Below are 14621 nucleotides of genomic sequence, written 5' to 3'. Positions count from 1 at the left end.
GCAATCTATCTAATGCTGGTTGTCGGGTAGAGAAATCGCCTGACACGCCAACCGGGTGCCCAGTATTCAGCACCTTGGTGCACGTGCTGGGCCATTGCTGTGCACCCGCCTGGCGCCTGGGCCAGCTTTAGTGCTAACCGAGGGCTACTTTAGGAAGCCGGCTGGGCCTGACGCTCCTCGACATAGTCCCTGAGCCAGTGCAGCACCTCCACGGCTTGCCAGCGGCCTGGATCGAACAGGGCATAGGCCAGCCCCTGGTAACCCACCACGTCCAACTGCCTGTGGTAGCCGGCGCGCTGCAGCAGGGCTTCGATTTCTGCAAAGCAGGTGTTGAAGTGCACCCGGTTGAACGGGGTCTTGCCTTCGGTGACGATGCCTTCCAGCTGCAACTCATCGACCATCAGGCGGACCTTATCCAGCGGCATGCGATTGACCCGGTGTTTTAGCTGCAATACGTCGAGCATCCCGATACTCCTGTTTGACGTCCTGGTGGGATCAGTGAGCGGGTGATGAGCGCTGATCCGGTGACGACAATAGGTTAATCGAAAAATACTGTACAAATAAACAGTATTCGATAATAGTAAGACCCAGACCTCACTGACATTCACTCGAACGCCCAGGTCGCCGATGGCTACATCGGCCTTGGGGCGACTGCAGAGGAGTACTGGGTAATGCAACAGATACTGATGACAATCCTGCTATGCACAGTGCTTGCGGGTTGTGCGCAACCGCAGCTGGAACAGCCAAGGGTCAATGGCAGTTATCTGGTGATCGAGAATGACCAGGCCTGGGCCGTGCTGGTCGAAGATGGCCGGCGTATCGAGGGTCAGGGTCGGGTGGTGGATATGATCAAGCCCAATACCCAGTCCCAGGTGGCGGCCAGCTATGTGGTGGAGTTACCCGGTTGTGGGCGGGTGCAATGGCTGAGCGAGCGCTCGGATGTAGCTGATGGCACTACCAGCCTGATGTCCCTGCACAACAACAGTGCGCAGCTGGGGAGCAGCGGTTGCGTGGTAGCCGAGGGGTTAAGCCGGGTATGGACCGTGCTGGATTATTCCGGCTGATAATTTAAAGTCTGCTGCGCGTCGGCCCTGCGGCGTTAAAAACAGGCTCGGAATGCTCATGTACAAAAGTACACTCCGCTTCCTCGCCTGTTTTTGCCTTGCAGGACTCTAGCTCGCGAGACTTTGAGAAGCTTCTAAGAGCATCCTTTGGAACTCTCTGCTTGTTTACTCGTCGGCCTTGGCCTTTTTTGCCGGCAGCAGGCCATCGGCGCGAAACATCGTTTTGATCCCGCGAATGGCCTGACGGGTGCGGTCCTGGTTTTCGATCAGGGCGAAGCGCACATGGTCATCGCCATAGTCGCCAAAGCCGATACCGGGAGAGACGCAGACCTTGGCTTCGCTCAAGAGCTTCTTGGCGAACTCCAGCGAACCCAGGTGGGCATAGGCCGGCGGGATCTTGGCCCAGACGTACATCGAGGCCTTGGGGTTTTCCACCATCCAGCCCAGTTCGTGCAGGCCCTTGACCAGCAGGTTGCGGCGCTGGCGGTACTGCTCGGCGATATCGCGCACGCACTGCTGGTCGCCTTCCAGCGCGGCGATGGCCGCCACCTGCAGTGGGGTGAAGGTGCCGTAGTCGTGGTAGCTCTTGATCCGCGCCAGGGCGCTGACCAGCTCGGGGTTGCCGACCATAAAGCCGATGCGCCAGCCGGCCATGTTGTAGCTCTTGGACAGGGTGAAGAATTCCACGGCGATGTCCTTGGCGCCTTCCACCTGCATGATCGAGGGGGCCTTCCAGCCGTCGTAGACGATATCGGCATAGGCCAGGTCGTGGATCACCAGTACGTCATACTGCTTGGCTAGGGCCACCACGCGCTCGAAGAAGTCCAGCTCCACGCACTGCGCGGTGGGATTGGAGGGGAAGCCGAGGATTATCATCTTCGGCTTGGGGATCGACTCGCGAATCGCCCGTTCCAGCTCATTGAAGAAGTCCACGCCGGGAATCAGCGGCACCGAACGTACCTGGGCGCCGGCGATCACCGCGCCGTAGATATGAATGGGGTAGCTGGGGTTGGGCACCAGCACGGTGTCGCCGTGATCCAGGGTGGCCAGCATCAGATGGGCCAGGCCTTCCTTGGAGCCGATGGTGACGATGGCCTCGCTTTCCGGGTCGATCTCGACGTCATAGCGATCCTGATACCAGCGCGAAATCGCCCGGCGCAGGCGCGGGATGCCGCGGGAGGTGGAGTAGCCGTGGGTGTCTTCACGCTGGGCGACCTGCACCAGCTTCTCGACGATATGCGGCGGCGTGGCGCCGTCCGGGTTGCCCATGCTGAAGTCGATGATGTCCTCGCCACGGCGGCGAGCGGCCATCTTCAGCTCGGCGGTGATATTGAACACATAGGGGGGTAGACGATCGATGCGCGCAAAGCGGCGCTTGGCGTTATCAGCCATGATTTCCTCGCGGTACGTAAGCGCCCGGAACCGTCCGAGCGACGTTGGCCAGTGCGCTGGCCAGGTGGCGAAGATAAGGGTGGCGGCTATGTTCTGTCGAGAGGCTTGATGGTTGCTTTGGCTTAACCGGCGGGACAAGAGTTAAGCCGGGCGATTTCTGTAGGAGCCGCTTCTAGACGCAGATCGCCAGCAAGCTGGCTCCTACAGGTACAGGGCGCGCGATCAGCCGCCGAGCATATCGTGCATGGCGATAATCTGTTCGGCCACCTGGGCCAGCTTCTGCTGGCGGCTCATGGCCTGGCGGCGCATCAGGGTGTAGGCCTCTTCTTCGTTGCAGTTCTTCATCTTCATCAACAGGCCCTTGGCCAATTCCACACGCTTGCGCTCGGCCAGCTGGGCATCGCGGGCCTGCAGTTGGGCGCGCAGGGCCTGGTCGCTCTCGAAGCGGGCCATGGCCACGTCGAGAATCGGCTGCAGGCGCTCGGCGTGGATGCCTTCGACGATATAGGCGCTGACGCCGCTCTGGATGGCCTGGCGCATCACGCCGGGGTCGTGCTCGTCGGTGAACATGACGATGGGCCGTGGCTGGTCGCGGCTGACCAGCACCACCTGTTCCATCACGTCACGGCTGGGGGACTCGGTATCGATCAGCACCACGTCCGGGCGCACCGCCTCGACCCGCTCGGGCAGGTCGATGGTCAGGCCGGATTCGTCGATGACCTCGAAGCCGGCTTCGATCAGGGCGCTCTTGAGGCGACCGACCTTTTTCGGGGTGTCATTGATCAGCAGGATGCGCAACATCTTAGCGACTCTCCAACCGGGCACTGGCCGGAGCATCGGCCAGGGCATGCAAGTCGAAGCTGCGGGCATAGGCGGCGGGGTTGCTGCCATCCCAGGTCTTGCCATCGAGCAACAGGCTGCTGCGCATGGCGGCCGGCACCTCGATATCCAGGGCTTCGGCGGCCTGACGATACAGCTCCAGCTGTTGCACCTGCTGGGCGATGGTCAGGTAGTCGGGGTCGTCACGCAGCAGGCCCCAACGGCGGAACTGGGTCATAAACCAGATGCCATCGGACAGGTAGGGCATGTTCACCACCCCTTTAGCATGGAAGCGCAGCGGGTGGGCGTCCAGCCAGGCATGGCCCAGGCCATCCTGGTAGCGTCCGAGAAAGCGCGGCTGGATGGCCGATAGCGGGGCATCCACATAGTCGCAGGCGCTGATCAGCTGGGCGGTGCTGCACTTGTTGTCTTCGCTCTCATCGATAAAGCGGCTGGCCTCCAGTACGGCCTTGATCAGGGCGCGGGCGCTGTTGGGGTGCTGTTGGACAAAGGCGCGGGTGCAACCCAGGACTTTTTCCGGGTGATCGGGCCAGATCGACTGGCTGGTGGCCAGGGTGCAGCCGAGCTGTTCATCCACCGCCTGGGCGCTCCAGGGCTCGCCGACGCAGAAGCCGTCGATGCGCCGGGCCTTGAGGTGGGCGAGCATTTGCGGCGGAGGCACCACCACGCTGTCCACATCCTCCAGCGGATGAATGCCCTGGCTGGCCAGCCAGTAATACAGCCACATGGCATGGGTGCCGGTGGGGAAGGTCTGGGCAAAGGTCAGGCGCGCACCGCTTTGGTGCGCGCGTGCATGCAGTGCTTCGCCGCTGCTCACGCCGGCATGCTGCAGATCCGGCGACAGGTTGATGCTCTGACCATTCTGGTTGAGCCCCATCAGCACCGCCATATCGGTGGCGGCTGCGCCGCCCAGGCCCAGTTGTACGCCGTAGATCAGGCCATACAGGCTGTGGGCGGCATCCAGTTCGCCGCTCAGCAGCTTGTCGCGCAGGGTGGCCCAGGAGGCCTGGCGCTGCAGGTTGAGGGTCAGGCCATGCTTTTCGGCGAAGCCCTGGGTGGCGGCCACTATGATCGAGGCGGCGTCGGTCAGGGCCATAAAGCCGATATTCAGTACGCGCTTTTCCGGTGCATCGCTACGGCTGATGTCATGCTGGGTCATTGCACTGTTCCTGGATTCAAGGCGAAAAGGCGCCGCTCACTGGCCGTGGCTTGGCCAGTGACGCGACACCGTTGTCAGAGCTCGATTCCGCCGTTGGAAAGGACTCGTTTGTGCCTACCCAAGCAAGGCATATGCCAGCCCTTGACGGCCATGGCCAGACCGGTTGGTCGAATAAACATGGTGCATCGCGAAATCCTGGGGGAAAGTGCGTTGGCAGCGCGTAGCCCGGATAAGCCCCGGCGCAATCCGGGTTGCCAGGCATGGGTAACGGGGCAGAAACGACAAGGCCCCGAACCAGTCGGGGCCTTGTCGCGTTTGGGCGTTGCCGGGAGGGATTAGTCCTCCATGGCACCCATGGCGGTGGTGTTGAAGCCGCCGTCGACGTACATGATTTCACCGCTCACGCCCGAGGCCAGATCGGAGCAGAGGAAGGCGCCGACGTTGCCGACTTCCTCGATGGTGACGTTGCGGCGCAGCGGGGTCTGCTTCTCGTTGGCGGCGAGCATCTTGCGGAAGCTGGCGATGCCGCTGGCGGCCAGGGTGCGGATCGGGCCGGCGGAGATGGCGTTGACTCGGGTGCCCTCCGGGCCGAGGCTGCCGGCCAGGTAGCGCACGCCAGCTTCCAGGCTGGCCTTGGCCATGCCCATGACGTTGTAGTTGGGCATGGTGCGTTCGGCGCCCAGGTAGGACAGGGTCAGCAGGCTGCCATTGCGGCCTTTCATCATTTCGCGACCGGCCTTGGCCAGGGCGACGAAGCTGTAGGCGCTGATATCGTGGGCGATGCGGAAGCCTTCACGGGTGGTGACCTCGGTGAAGTCGCCGTTGAGCTGGTCGCCCGGGGCGAAACCGACGGAGTGGACGATGCAGTCCAGGCCGTCCCACTTCTTGCTCAGGGCGTCGAAGACGGCGGCGATTTCCTCGTCGTTGGCCACATCACAGGGGAAGCACAGCTCCGGGCTTGAGCCCCAGCCGCTGGCGAAGTCTTCGACCCGGCCCTTGAGCTTTTCGTTCTGGTAGGTGAATGCCAGTTCGGCACCTTCACGGTGCATGGCGGCGGCGATGCCCGAGGCGATCGACAGTTTGCTGGCCACGCCAACGATCAGTACGCGCTTGCCGGTAAGAAAACCCATTGTGCTCTTCCTCTTCCTGATTTCAGGTATTAGCAGCCGTGGGCGCCATAAATGCGGCTTCCAGCAGCTGCTGCGTATAAGTGTGCCGGGGCGCGGCAAAAATCTCGTCCGCGACCCCCTGTTCCACCACCTGGCCTTGCTTGACCACCATCAGTTGATGGCTGAGTGCCCGTACCACCGCCAGGTCATGGCTGATAAACAGGTACGTCAGGTTGTACTTGGCCTGCAGTGAACGCAGCAATTCCACCACTTGGCGCTGTACGGTGCGGTCCAGAGCCGAGGTCGGCTCGTCCAGCAGTATCAGCGCCGGTTTCAACACCAGGGCCCGGGCAATCGCAATACGCTGCCGTTGGCCACCGGAAAACTCATGGGGGTAGCGGTGCCGGGTTTCCGGGTCCAGTCCTACTTCCACCAGGGCGTCGATGATCGCCTGTTCCTGCTCCGCCTCGCTGCCCATCCTGTGGATGCGCAGACCCTCGCCAACGATCATGCCCACCGACATGCGCGGGCTGAGACTGCCGAAGGGGTCCTGAAAGACCACCTGCATCTGCCGCCGCAGAGGCCGAACCTCATGCTGCGACATGCCGTCCAGTGCCTGGCCCTGAAAGCGGATGGCGCCCTGGCTGCCGAGCAGCTTGAGGATCGCCAGCCCCAGGGTGGACTTGCCGGAACCGCTTTCGCCGACGATGCCCAGGGTCTGGCCCTGGGGCAGGCTGAAATTGATGCCGTCCACCGCCTTCACATAATCGACGGTGCGCTTGAGCAGCCCCTTTTTGATCGGGAACCACACGCGCAGGTTGTCGACTTCCAGCAGCGGCTTACCGGCTGCAACCTCCACCGGTCGGCCGCTGGGCTCGGCACCGAGCAGCTCCTTGGTATAGGGATGCTGCGGCGCCTGGAACAGTTGTTCACACGACGCCTGTTCGACGATGCGTCCGCGCTGCATGACACATACGCGGTGGGCAATTCGTCGAACCAGGTTGAGATCGTGGCTGATCAGCAGCATGGACATGCCCAGACGCGCCTGCAGATCCTTGAGCAGGTCAAGGATTTTCAGCTGCACGGTGACGTCCAGGGCGGTGGTCGGCTCGTCGGCAATCAGCAGTTCCGGTTCATTGGCCAGGGCCATGGCGATCACCACGCGCTGGCGCTGGCCGCCGGAGAGCTCATGGGGGTAGGCCTTGAGGCGCTTGTGCGGTTCGGGGATGCCGACCAGGTCGAGCAGTTCCAGGGTGCGCGCGGTGGCGGTCTTGCCGCTGAGGCCCTTGTGCAGGCCGAGCACCTCGTTGATCTGCTTCTCGATCGTGTGCAGCGGGTTGAGCGAGGTCATGGGCTCCTGGAAGACCATGGCGATGCGGTTGCCGCGAATGCCGCGCAATTTGTTTTCGTCGAGCTTGAGCAGGTCCTTGCCAGCGTAGTGAATCTGGCCATTGGGGTGGCGGGCCAGGGGGTAGGGCAGCAGGCGCAGGATGGAGTGGGCGGTGACCGATTTGCCCGAACCGCTTTCGCCGACCAGGGCCAGGGTTTCGCCGCGCTTGATATCGAAGCTGACGCCTTCCACCACCCGCTGGCTCTGGCTGCCGGTGACGAACTCCACGGCCAGGTCGCGCACTTCGATGAGGTTGTGTGATTCGGTCATCTTATTTCCTCGGGTCGAAGGCATCGCGGGCAGCTTCGCCGATAAACACCAGCAGGCTGAGCATCAGGGCCAGCACGCTAAAGGCGCTGATGCCCAGCCAGGGCGCCTGCAGATTGGACTTGCCCTGGGCCACCAGCTCGCCCAGGGAGGGTGCTCCGGCCGGCAGGCCGAAGCCGAGGAAATCCAGGGCGGTGAGGGTGCCGATGGCGCCGGTGAGGATAAAGGGCATAAAGGTCATGGTGGAGACCATGGCGTTGGGCAGGATATGGCGGAACATGATGGCGCCGTTCTGCATGCCCAGGGCGCGGGCTGCGCGGACGTATTCCAGGTTGCGCCCACGCAGGAACTCGGCGCGCACCACATCCACCAGGCTCATCCAGGAGAACAGCAGCATGATGCCCAAGAGCCACCAGAAGTTCGGCTGCACGAAGCTGGCCATGATGATCAGCAGATAGAGCACCGGCAGGCCGGACCAGATTTCCAGCAGGCGCTGCCCGGCCAGGTCCACCCAGCCGCCGTAGAAGCCCTGCAGGGCGCCGGCAAACACGCCGATCAGCGAGCTGGCCAGGGTCAGGGTCAGGGCGAACAGCACCGAGATACGAAAGCCGTAGATCACCCGGGCCAGCACGTCGCGGCCCTGGTCATCGGTGCCCAGCCAGTTGTCGGCCGAGGGCGGCGCGGGCGCCGGCACCTGCAGCTCGTAGTTGATGCTGGAATAGCTGAAGGGGATCAAGGGCCAGACCATCCAGCCGTCCTTGGCCTCGATCAGCTCCTGGATATAGGGGCTCTTGTAGTCGGCCTGCAGGGGAAACTCGCCGCCGAAGGTGGTTTCCGGGTAGCGCTTGAGTACCGGGAAATACAGCTCGCCGTCGTAGCTGACCACCAGAGGCTTATCGTTGGCGATCAGCTCGGCGCCGAGGGTGACGAAGAACAGCGCGAGGAAGATCCACAGCGACCACCAGCCGCGCTTGTGGGCCTTGAAGCGGGCGAAACGCCGTTGGTTGATGGGGGACAGTGTCATCTCAACCCTCCCGGCTTTCGAAGTCGATGCGTGGATCGACCAGGGTATAGGTGATATCGCCAATCAGCTTCACCACCAGGCCCAGCAGGGTGAAGATAAACAGGGTGCCGAACACCACCGGATAATCGCGGTTAATCGCCGCCTCGAAACTCATCAGGCCCAGGCCATCGAGGGAGAAAATCACTTCGATCAACAGGGAACCGGTAAAGAAGATGCCGATAAAGGCCGAGGGGAAGCCGGCGATGATGATCAACATGGCGTTGCGGAACACATGGCCGTAGAGCACCCGGTTGTTGCTCAGACCCTTGGCCCGGGCGGTGACCACATACTGCTTGCCGATCTCGTCGAGAAAGCTGTTCTTGGTCAGCAGGGTCAGGGTGGCGAAGCTGCCGATCACCAAGGCAGTGACTGGCAGGGCCAGGTGCCAGAAATAGTCGAGAATCTTGCCGCCCAGGGGCAGTTCGTCAAAGTTGCTGGAGGTCAGGCCGCGCAGGGGGAACCAGTCCCAGTAGCTGCCGCCGGCGAACAGCACGATCAACAGGATGGCAAAGAGAAATGCCGGAATGGCGTAACCGACGATAATCATCGAACTGGTCCAGACATCGAAGGCGCTGCCGTGGCGGGTGGCCTTGGCGATGCCCAGCGGGATGGAGATCAGGTAGGTGATCAGGGTGCTCCATAAGCCCAGGGAGATGGACACCGGCATCTTTTCGATGATCAGGTCGATCACTGCGGCATCGCGGAAGAAACTGGTGCCGAAATCCAGCTGGGCATAGCTTTTCAGCATGAGCCAGAAACGTTCCGGGGCCGGCTTGTCGAAGCCGTACATGCGCTCGATCTCGGCCACCAGCTCGGGGTCCAGGCCCTGGGCGCCGCGGTAGTTGGAGCTGGCACTGCCAACCTCCGCGCCGCCGCCGGAAATACGCCCGGTGGCGCCGCCGGTGGCGGCATCGAAGCCTTCCAGCTTGGCGATCATCTGTTCCACCGGCCCACCGGGGGCGGCCTGGATGATGATGAAATTGATCAGCAGAATGCCCAGCAGGGTCGGGATGATCAGCAGCAGGCGCCGCAGGATATAGGCCAGCATCAATTGTCACCCTCACTGGTGCTTGCCTGTTCGTTGCTGCCATCTGCGGGGGCCGCGTCCGTTACCACGGGTGCCGTGCTGCGGTCGTACCACCAGGTCATCAGGCCGTAGTCGTACTGCGGCGGCACGGTCGGGCGCTGCAGGTGGCGCCAGTGGGCGATGCGCCAGCTGTCGACATAGTAGTTGGGTACCACGTAATGGCCCCAGATCAGCACCCGGTCCAGGGCGCGGGCATGGTCGATCAGGCTCTGCCGCGAGTCGGCGCCGATCAGGCCATCCACCAGCGCGTCGATGGCCGGGTCTTTCAGGCCCAGGTAATTGCGGCTGCCGGGGTTGTCGGCGCTGCTCGAATGCCAGTACTCGCGTTGCTCATTGCCCGGTGAATTGGACTGGCCCCAGACCATGGAGGTCATGTCGAAATCCCGCGAGCGCATGCGGTTGATGTACTGCGAGGCGTCCACCCGGCGGATCTGCATATCGATGCCCAGGGCCGCCAGGTTGCGCTTGAACGGCAGGATCACCCGCTCCAGATTGGCCTGGGCGATGATGAATTCGAAGGCCAGGGGCTGGCCCTGGGCATTGACCATCTGGTCGTTCTCCACCCGGTAGCCGGCTTCCTGCAGCAACTGGTAGGCGCGCCGGGCCTGGTCGCGGATGATGCCGCTGGCATCGCTGACCGGCGGCAGGTAGACCGGGCCGAAGACCTCGTCCGGCACCTGGCCACGCAGCGGTTCCAGCAGTTTCAGCTGGGCTTCGTCCGGCTCGCCACGGGCGGCCATTTCCGAGTTCTCGAAGTAGCTGTGGCTGCGCTTGTAGGCCCCGTAGAACAGCTGCTTGTTGGTCCATTCGAAGTCGAACAGCAGGGCCAGGGCCTCGCGCACGCGGCGATCCTGGAACATCTCGCGGCGCAGGTTGAAGGCGAAGCCCTGCATGCCCACCGGATTATGGTTGGCAATGGCTTCCTTGATGATACGGCCGTCGCGCAGGGCCGGGCTGTCGTAGCCGGTGGCCCAGTCCTTGGCCGAGTATTCCAGATTGAAGTCGAAGCGGCCGGCCTTGAAGGCTTCCAGGGCCACGGACATATCGCGGTAGTAATCGACATGGATCACATCGAAGTTGTACTGACCACGGGCCACCGGCAAGTCCTTGGCCCACCAGTCCTTGACCCGCTCGAAACGCAGGCTGCGCCCGGCCTCGACCTGTGTCACGCGATAGGGCCCGCTGCCCAGGGGCGGCTCCAGGCTGGTCTTGTCGAAGTCGCGCTTTTCCCACCAGTGCCTGGGCAGGATCTGGATCTGTCCGAGAATCAGCGGCAGCTCGCGGTTGCCGTTGTGCTTGAAATCGAAGCGTACGCGGCGTTCATCTTCGGCAACCACCGCCGCTACATCGGCGTAGTAGTGACGGTAGGCCGGGTGACCCTTCTCGGTCAGGGTGGTGAAGGTGAACACCACATCGTCAGCGGTGACCGGGGTGCCATCGTGAAAGTGCGCCTTGGGATTCAGGTGAAAGCGCACGAAGCTGTTGTCCGGGGCCTTCTCGATCTTTTCCGCGAGCAGACCGTATTCGGTAAAGGGCTCATCCGGGGAGTGATAGGTCAGGCTGTCATAGATCAGGCCAAGCTGGTCACCGGCATTACCCTTGGCGATAAAGGGGTTGAGGCTGTCGAAACCGTTGAGGCCAGCCAGGCGCAGGGTGCCGCCCTTGGGCGCATCCGGGTTGACATAGTCGAAGTGGCTGAAGCCCGCCGGGTACTTGGGGGGCTCACCGTACAGGGTCAGGGCGTGCTGGGGAGCAGCCTGGGCGGCGCAGCTCAACAGGGCCAGCAGGGCACCACTGAAGTGGCGACGGAGTAACGCCATGCTCATTGTGCAGTCTCCAGATCTTTCAGCCACCAGGCACGCAGGCCCAGGGTGTAAGGCGGGGTAGTGACGAAGGCGAACCGGTTGCGGTAGGCCAGGCGATGGTAGTCGATATACCAGTTGGGAATGGTGTATTGCTGCCACAACAGCACCCTATCCAGCGCGCGGGTGGCGGCGACCTGCTCATCACGGGTTTGGGCCGAGAGCAGCTTGTCGATCAGGTCATCCACCACCGGGCTTTCGACCCCGGCGTAGTTCTTGCCGCCCTTGATCCGCGCCTGGCTGGAGTGGAAATACAGCGACTGTTCCAGGCCCGGGCTCAGGGTCTGCGGCAGGGTCAGGGAGATCATGTCGAAGTCGAAGTTGTCCAGGCGTTGCTTGTATTGGGCGCGGTCCACGGTACGGATGGTGACCTGCACGCCGATACTGGCCAGATTGCGACTGAAGTGCTGGAGGATGCGTTCCAACCCCGGATTGACCAGCAGGATTTCAAACTCCAGGCGCTGGCCTTCACGATTGAGCAGCTGCTGGCCCACCGGCTTCCAGCCCGCCTCGGCGAGCAGTTGCAGGGCACGGCGCATGGTTGTCCGGGGGATACCCCGACCGTCGGTCTGGGGCATGCTGAAGGGTTCGCTGAACAGGCGTGCCGGCAAGGCTTTGCGATGGGGCGACAGCAGCAGCCATTCGGCCCCCTCGGGAATGCCCCGGGCGGAAAATTCGCTGTTGGGGTAATAGCTGCGTGAGCGGGTGTAGGAGTCGCTGAACAGGGCGCGGTTGGCCCATTCGAAGTCGAACATCAGGCCCATGGCCTCACGCACCCGGGCATCCTGGAAGACCGCGCGGCGACTGTTCATAAACAGGGCCTGGGTCTGGGTGGGAATCTGGTGGGGAATCTCGGCGCGGATCACATCGCCGCGCAGGCGCGCCGGGAAGTTGTAACCGGTGGTCCAGTTCTTCGCCTGTTGCTCGATATAGAAGTCGAACTGGCCGGCCTTGAAGGCTTCGAAGGCCACATGGCTGTCGCGGTAGAAGTCCACCTCGACCCGGTCGAAGTTGTACTTGCCCTTGTTCACCGGCAGATCCTGGGCCCACCAGTCCTTGACCCGCTCGAAGGTCAGGCTGCGCCCGGGGCTGACCCGGGTAATGCGATAAGGCCCACTGCCCAGGGGCGGCTCAAAGGTGGTGGCCTTGAAGTCGCGGTCTTTCCAGTAATGCTGAGGCAATACCGGCAGCTCGCCCAGGCGCAGGATCAACAGGGGGTTGCCCGCGCGCTTGAAGACAAAACGGATACGCTGGCGGTTGAGAATGTCGACCCGCTTCACTTCCTGCAGGCTGGTGCGGTACTGCGGATGACCGTCCTTGAGCAGCAGGCGATAGGAAAAGGCCACGTCGTAGGCGGTAATCGGTTTGCCATCATGAAAGCGGGCTTCCGGGCGCAGGTTGAACACCACCCAGCTGCGGTCCTCGCTGTATTCGACGCTTCGGGCGATCAGGCCATAGCTTGAGGCAGGCTCATCACCGGAGGGGTCGTACATCCCGGTGCCGGCCATCAACGGCTGATTGAGTTCGTTGATCCCATATTGCAGGAAATTGGCCGTGGCCACCGGGCTGCTGCCCTTGAAGCTGTAGGGGTTGAGGGTATCGAAGGTGCCGGAGGCCATCAGCCGCAGCGTGCCGCCTTTGGGCGCATCGGGGTTGACCCAGTCGAAGTGCCTGAAGCTGGCGGGGTACTTGAGCGTGCCGAATTGCGCATAGCCATGGCTTTCGCTGACTGCGCCGATTGCGGTGGATAAGCTCAGGGTCAAGCCGAGAAACAGCGAGAGGAGGGGACGTATCAAGAGAAATATCCGATCCGTGGCGTTATATGGGCTTCTTGTCGGGTACAGTAACAGCTTGTATGGGCAGGAAAAAGATCAGTTTTTGCGGTGCCTGGCCACATGTTGACTACACTTTTTTCTAATAACAACGAGGTCGCAAACTTGGGCGCAGCTTGTCACGGTTTACAGTCATGGATTGAACGTTTAAACGAAGCCGAATTACCCGCCCTGGCTGCGGTGGTGCAGGATTTGCATCGATTAGCCCAGCATGAGAAGTCTTCGGTCAAGCAACTGGCCGATGTCTTGCTGCGTGATGCCTCGCTGACCTCCAAGGTACTGCGCATTGCCAACAGCGTCTATTACAACCCGTCCCAGGAAACCATTCGCACCATTTCCCGCGCCATTGTCTTGATCGGCTTTAACAACGTGCGGCAGATCGGCATGTCGGTCAGCCTGATCGATGGTCTGCTGGGTTCCGCGCCGCGGGATCAGTTGCAGGAGTTGCTGGCGCGCTCGTTTCACGCGGCGGTACAGGCTCGCAATATGGCCGGCTATGTACTGACGCGCCACGATGAAGAAATCTTTATTGCCGGGCTGCTTTACCACCTGGGCGAGTTGGCCTTCTGGGGTTGCGGTGGTGACCAGGCTGATCGCCTGGCCAGTATCCTGTCTCAGCCCGGAGTGGACAGCGACGAGGCGGTGCAGGAGGTCTTGGGTACCAGTTTCCGCCAGCTGACTCAGGGTTTGGTCAAGAGCTGGAACCTGGGCGATATCCTGAGCCTGGTGCACAACAGCGCCAACCGTCATGATCCGGCCGTGCGCGCGGTGAGCCTGGGCGCCCGCATCAGCGAGGCGGCGCTGCTGGGCTGGGAGTCGCCGGAAATGGAAAAGCTGGTGGCGGAAATGGCTGGCTTTACCGGGGTGAGCACCGAGGAAGCCATGCAGCAGGTGCTGGCCAGCGCCGACGAGGCTGTCAAGGTGGTGGCCACTTTTGGCGCCAGCCAGTTGGGGCGGCTGATTCCCAATACCGACCCCGAACAGATTCGCTTGCAGCAGGAGGAGCGCAAGGCGCGCCTGCTGCAGCCTGATCTGCTGGTATTGCAGCAGGCACTGCAGGATTTGGGCTTGATGGTGGTACGCCGCGGAGATGTCGGCAGTATCCTGGATACCCTGCTAAAAGGCCTGCATCAGGGCGCCGGGCTGGAGCGTGTACTGCTGGTGGTGCTGGCCGACAACCACAGCTGTTTCCGCCCCAAACGGGTGGTGGGTGAGGGCACCCAGGCCTGGCTGGACGATTTCGTGCTGCCGGCCCACCAGTCGGAACAACCGCATATTTTCAGCTATGTGCTGCGCAATAAGGAGCCACTCTGGATGGGGGTTCCAGCCAGTTACAACCTCAATGAGCTGGTCACTCTGCCGATTCGTCAGCGTTTAGGCCAAGGCATGTTCTTTATCGCCCCACTGATGGCGGGTACGCGAGAGATCGGCGTGGTCTATGCCGACAGTCGAGTCTCGGGGCGAGCCTTGACCCATGAGCAGTTCGTTGCCTTCCAACGCTTTACGCAGCTGACCGGGCGCTGCCTGGAGGCCTTGAGCAAAAAGGCCTGAGCAGG

General features: G+C 62.3%; 12 protein-coding genes. 2 read left to right on the top strand and 10 right to left on the bottom strand.

Translation table 11 applies throughout. The annotated features are described in order from the left end of the window. Positions 1-149 precede the first annotated feature (149 nt). Entirely contained in the window at positions 150-464 is a 315-nt protein-coding gene (locus GJV18_RS11645) for a transcriptional regulator (protein WP_160345581.1), read from the bottom strand. Between the two features lie 207 nt (positions 465-671). Here GJV18_RS11645 and GJV18_RS11640 point away from each other — a divergent pair, with 207 nt between their 5' ends. Further along, positions 672-1064, top strand: a complete 393-nt coding sequence (locus tag GJV18_RS11640; protein WP_160345579.1) for a hypothetical protein — start codon at positions 672-674, stop codon at positions 1062-1064. 165 nt (positions 1065-1229) lie between these two features. Here GJV18_RS11640 and alaC read toward each other — a convergent pair whose 3' ends face one another. From alaC to GJV18_RS11595, 9 genes are all read right to left on the bottom strand, one after another. After that, the gene (gene alaC / locus GJV18_RS11635; protein WP_160345577.1) at positions 1230-2456 is read right to left on the bottom strand and encodes an alanine transaminase; all 1227 of its coding nucleotides are present in this window, start codon (positions 2454-2456) and stop codon (positions 1230-1232) included. 222 nt (positions 2457-2678) lie between these two features. Beyond that, positions 2679-3257 (bottom strand): ANTAR domain-containing response regulator, encoded by a 579-nt coding sequence (locus GJV18_RS11630; RefSeq protein WP_160345575.1) that lies wholly within the window; start codon positions 3255-3257, stop codon positions 2679-2681. A gap of 1 nt (position 3258) precedes the next feature. Then, positions 3259-4455, bottom strand: coding sequence for a CmpA/NrtA family ABC transporter substrate-binding protein (locus tag GJV18_RS11625; protein WP_160345574.1), 1197 nt, complete (start codon positions 4453-4455; stop codon positions 3259-3261). A 335-nt stretch (positions 4456-4790) separates the two neighbouring features. Continuing rightward, a complete protein-coding gene (gene fabI / locus GJV18_RS11620) occupies positions 4791-5585 on the bottom strand; it encodes an enoyl-ACP reductase FabI (RefSeq protein WP_160345572.1) in 795 nt (264 codons plus the stop codon). A gap of 22 nt (positions 5586-5607) precedes the next feature. Next, entirely contained in the window at positions 5608-7224 is a 1617-nt protein-coding gene (locus GJV18_RS11615; protein ID WP_160345571.1) for an ABC transporter ATP-binding protein, read from the bottom strand. Position 7225: 1 nt separating this feature from the next. Beyond that, the gene (locus GJV18_RS11610) at positions 7226-8245 is read right to left on the bottom strand and encodes an ABC transporter permease (protein ID WP_160345569.1); all 1020 of its coding nucleotides are present in this window, start codon (positions 8243-8245) and stop codon (positions 7226-7228) included. Between the two features lies 1 nt (position 8246). Next, positions 8247-9332, bottom strand: coding sequence for a microcin C ABC transporter permease YejB (locus GJV18_RS11605; RefSeq protein ID WP_160345567.1), 1086 nt, complete (start codon positions 9330-9332; stop codon positions 8247-8249). Next, entirely contained in the window at positions 9332-11197 is a 1866-nt protein-coding gene (locus GJV18_RS11600; RefSeq protein ID WP_407692340.1) for an extracellular solute-binding protein, read from the bottom strand. Before GJV18_RS11600 ends, GJV18_RS11605 begins: the two co-directional genes overlap by 1 nt. Next, positions 11194-13026, bottom strand: coding sequence for an extracellular solute-binding protein (locus GJV18_RS11595; RefSeq protein WP_160346098.1), 1833 nt, complete (start codon positions 13024-13026; stop codon positions 11194-11196). The genes GJV18_RS11600 and GJV18_RS11595 overlap by 4 nt, the downstream gene beginning before the upstream one ends. Positions 13027-13128: 102 nt before the next feature. Here GJV18_RS11595 and GJV18_RS11590 point away from each other — a divergent pair, with 102 nt between their 5' ends. Then, positions 13129-14616, top strand: a complete 1488-nt coding sequence (locus tag GJV18_RS11590; protein WP_160345565.1) for an HDOD domain-containing protein — start codon at positions 13129-13131, stop codon at positions 14614-14616. Positions 14617-14621: the final 5 nt, after the last annotated feature.

This window comes from Pseudomonas xionganensis, from assembly GCF_009763245.1.
GTDB classification, from domain to species: Bacteria; Pseudomonadota; Gammaproteobacteria; order Pseudomonadales; family Pseudomonadaceae; genus Aquipseudomonas; species Aquipseudomonas xionganensis.
The sequence above is the reverse complement of the archived record's forward strand: the minus strand, read 5'-3'. Positions and strand labels throughout refer to the sequence as shown.

What these genes read in the sequence shown, in the direction of transcription:
- GJV18_RS11645 (WP_160345581.1), bottom strand. Translation starts at nt 464, where the DNA reads ATGCTCGACGTATTGCAGCTAAAACACCGGGTCAATCGCATGCCGCTG.
- GJV18_RS11640 (WP_160345579.1), top strand. Translation starts at nt 672, where the DNA reads ATGCAACAGATACTGATGACAATCCTGCTATGCACAGTGCTTGCGGGT.
- alaC (WP_160345577.1), bottom strand. Translation starts at nt 2,456, where the DNA reads ATGGCTGATAACGCCAAGCGCCGCTTTGCGCGCATCGATCGTCTACCC.
- GJV18_RS11630 (WP_160345575.1), bottom strand. Translation starts at nt 3,257, where the DNA reads ATGTTGCGCATCCTGCTGATCAATGACACCCCGAAAAAGGTCGGTCGC.
- GJV18_RS11625 (WP_160345574.1), bottom strand. Translation starts at nt 4,455, where the DNA reads ATGACCCAGCATGACATCAGCCGTAGCGATGCACCGGAAAAGCGCGTA.
- fabI (WP_160345572.1), bottom strand. Translation starts at nt 5,585, where the DNA reads ATGGGTTTTCTTACCGGCAAGCGCGTACTGATCGTTGGCGTGGCCAGC.
- GJV18_RS11615 (WP_160345571.1), bottom strand. Translation starts at nt 7,224, where the DNA reads ATGACCGAATCACACAACCTCATCGAAGTGCGCGACCTGGCCGTGGAG.
- GJV18_RS11610 (WP_160345569.1), bottom strand. Translation starts at nt 8,245, where the DNA reads ATGACACTGTCCCCCATCAACCAACGGCGTTTCGCCCGCTTCAAGGCC.
- GJV18_RS11605 (WP_160345567.1), bottom strand. Translation starts at nt 9,332, where the DNA reads ATGCTGGCCTATATCCTGCGGCGCCTGCTGCTGATCATCCCGACCCTG.
- GJV18_RS11600 (WP_407692340.1), bottom strand. Translation starts at nt 11,197, where the DNA reads ATGAGCATGGCGTTACTCCGTCGCCACTTCAGTGGTGCCCTGCTGGCC.
- GJV18_RS11590 (WP_160345565.1), top strand. Translation starts at nt 13,129, where the DNA reads ATGTTGACTACACTTTTTTCTAATAACAACGAGGTCGCAAACTTGGGC.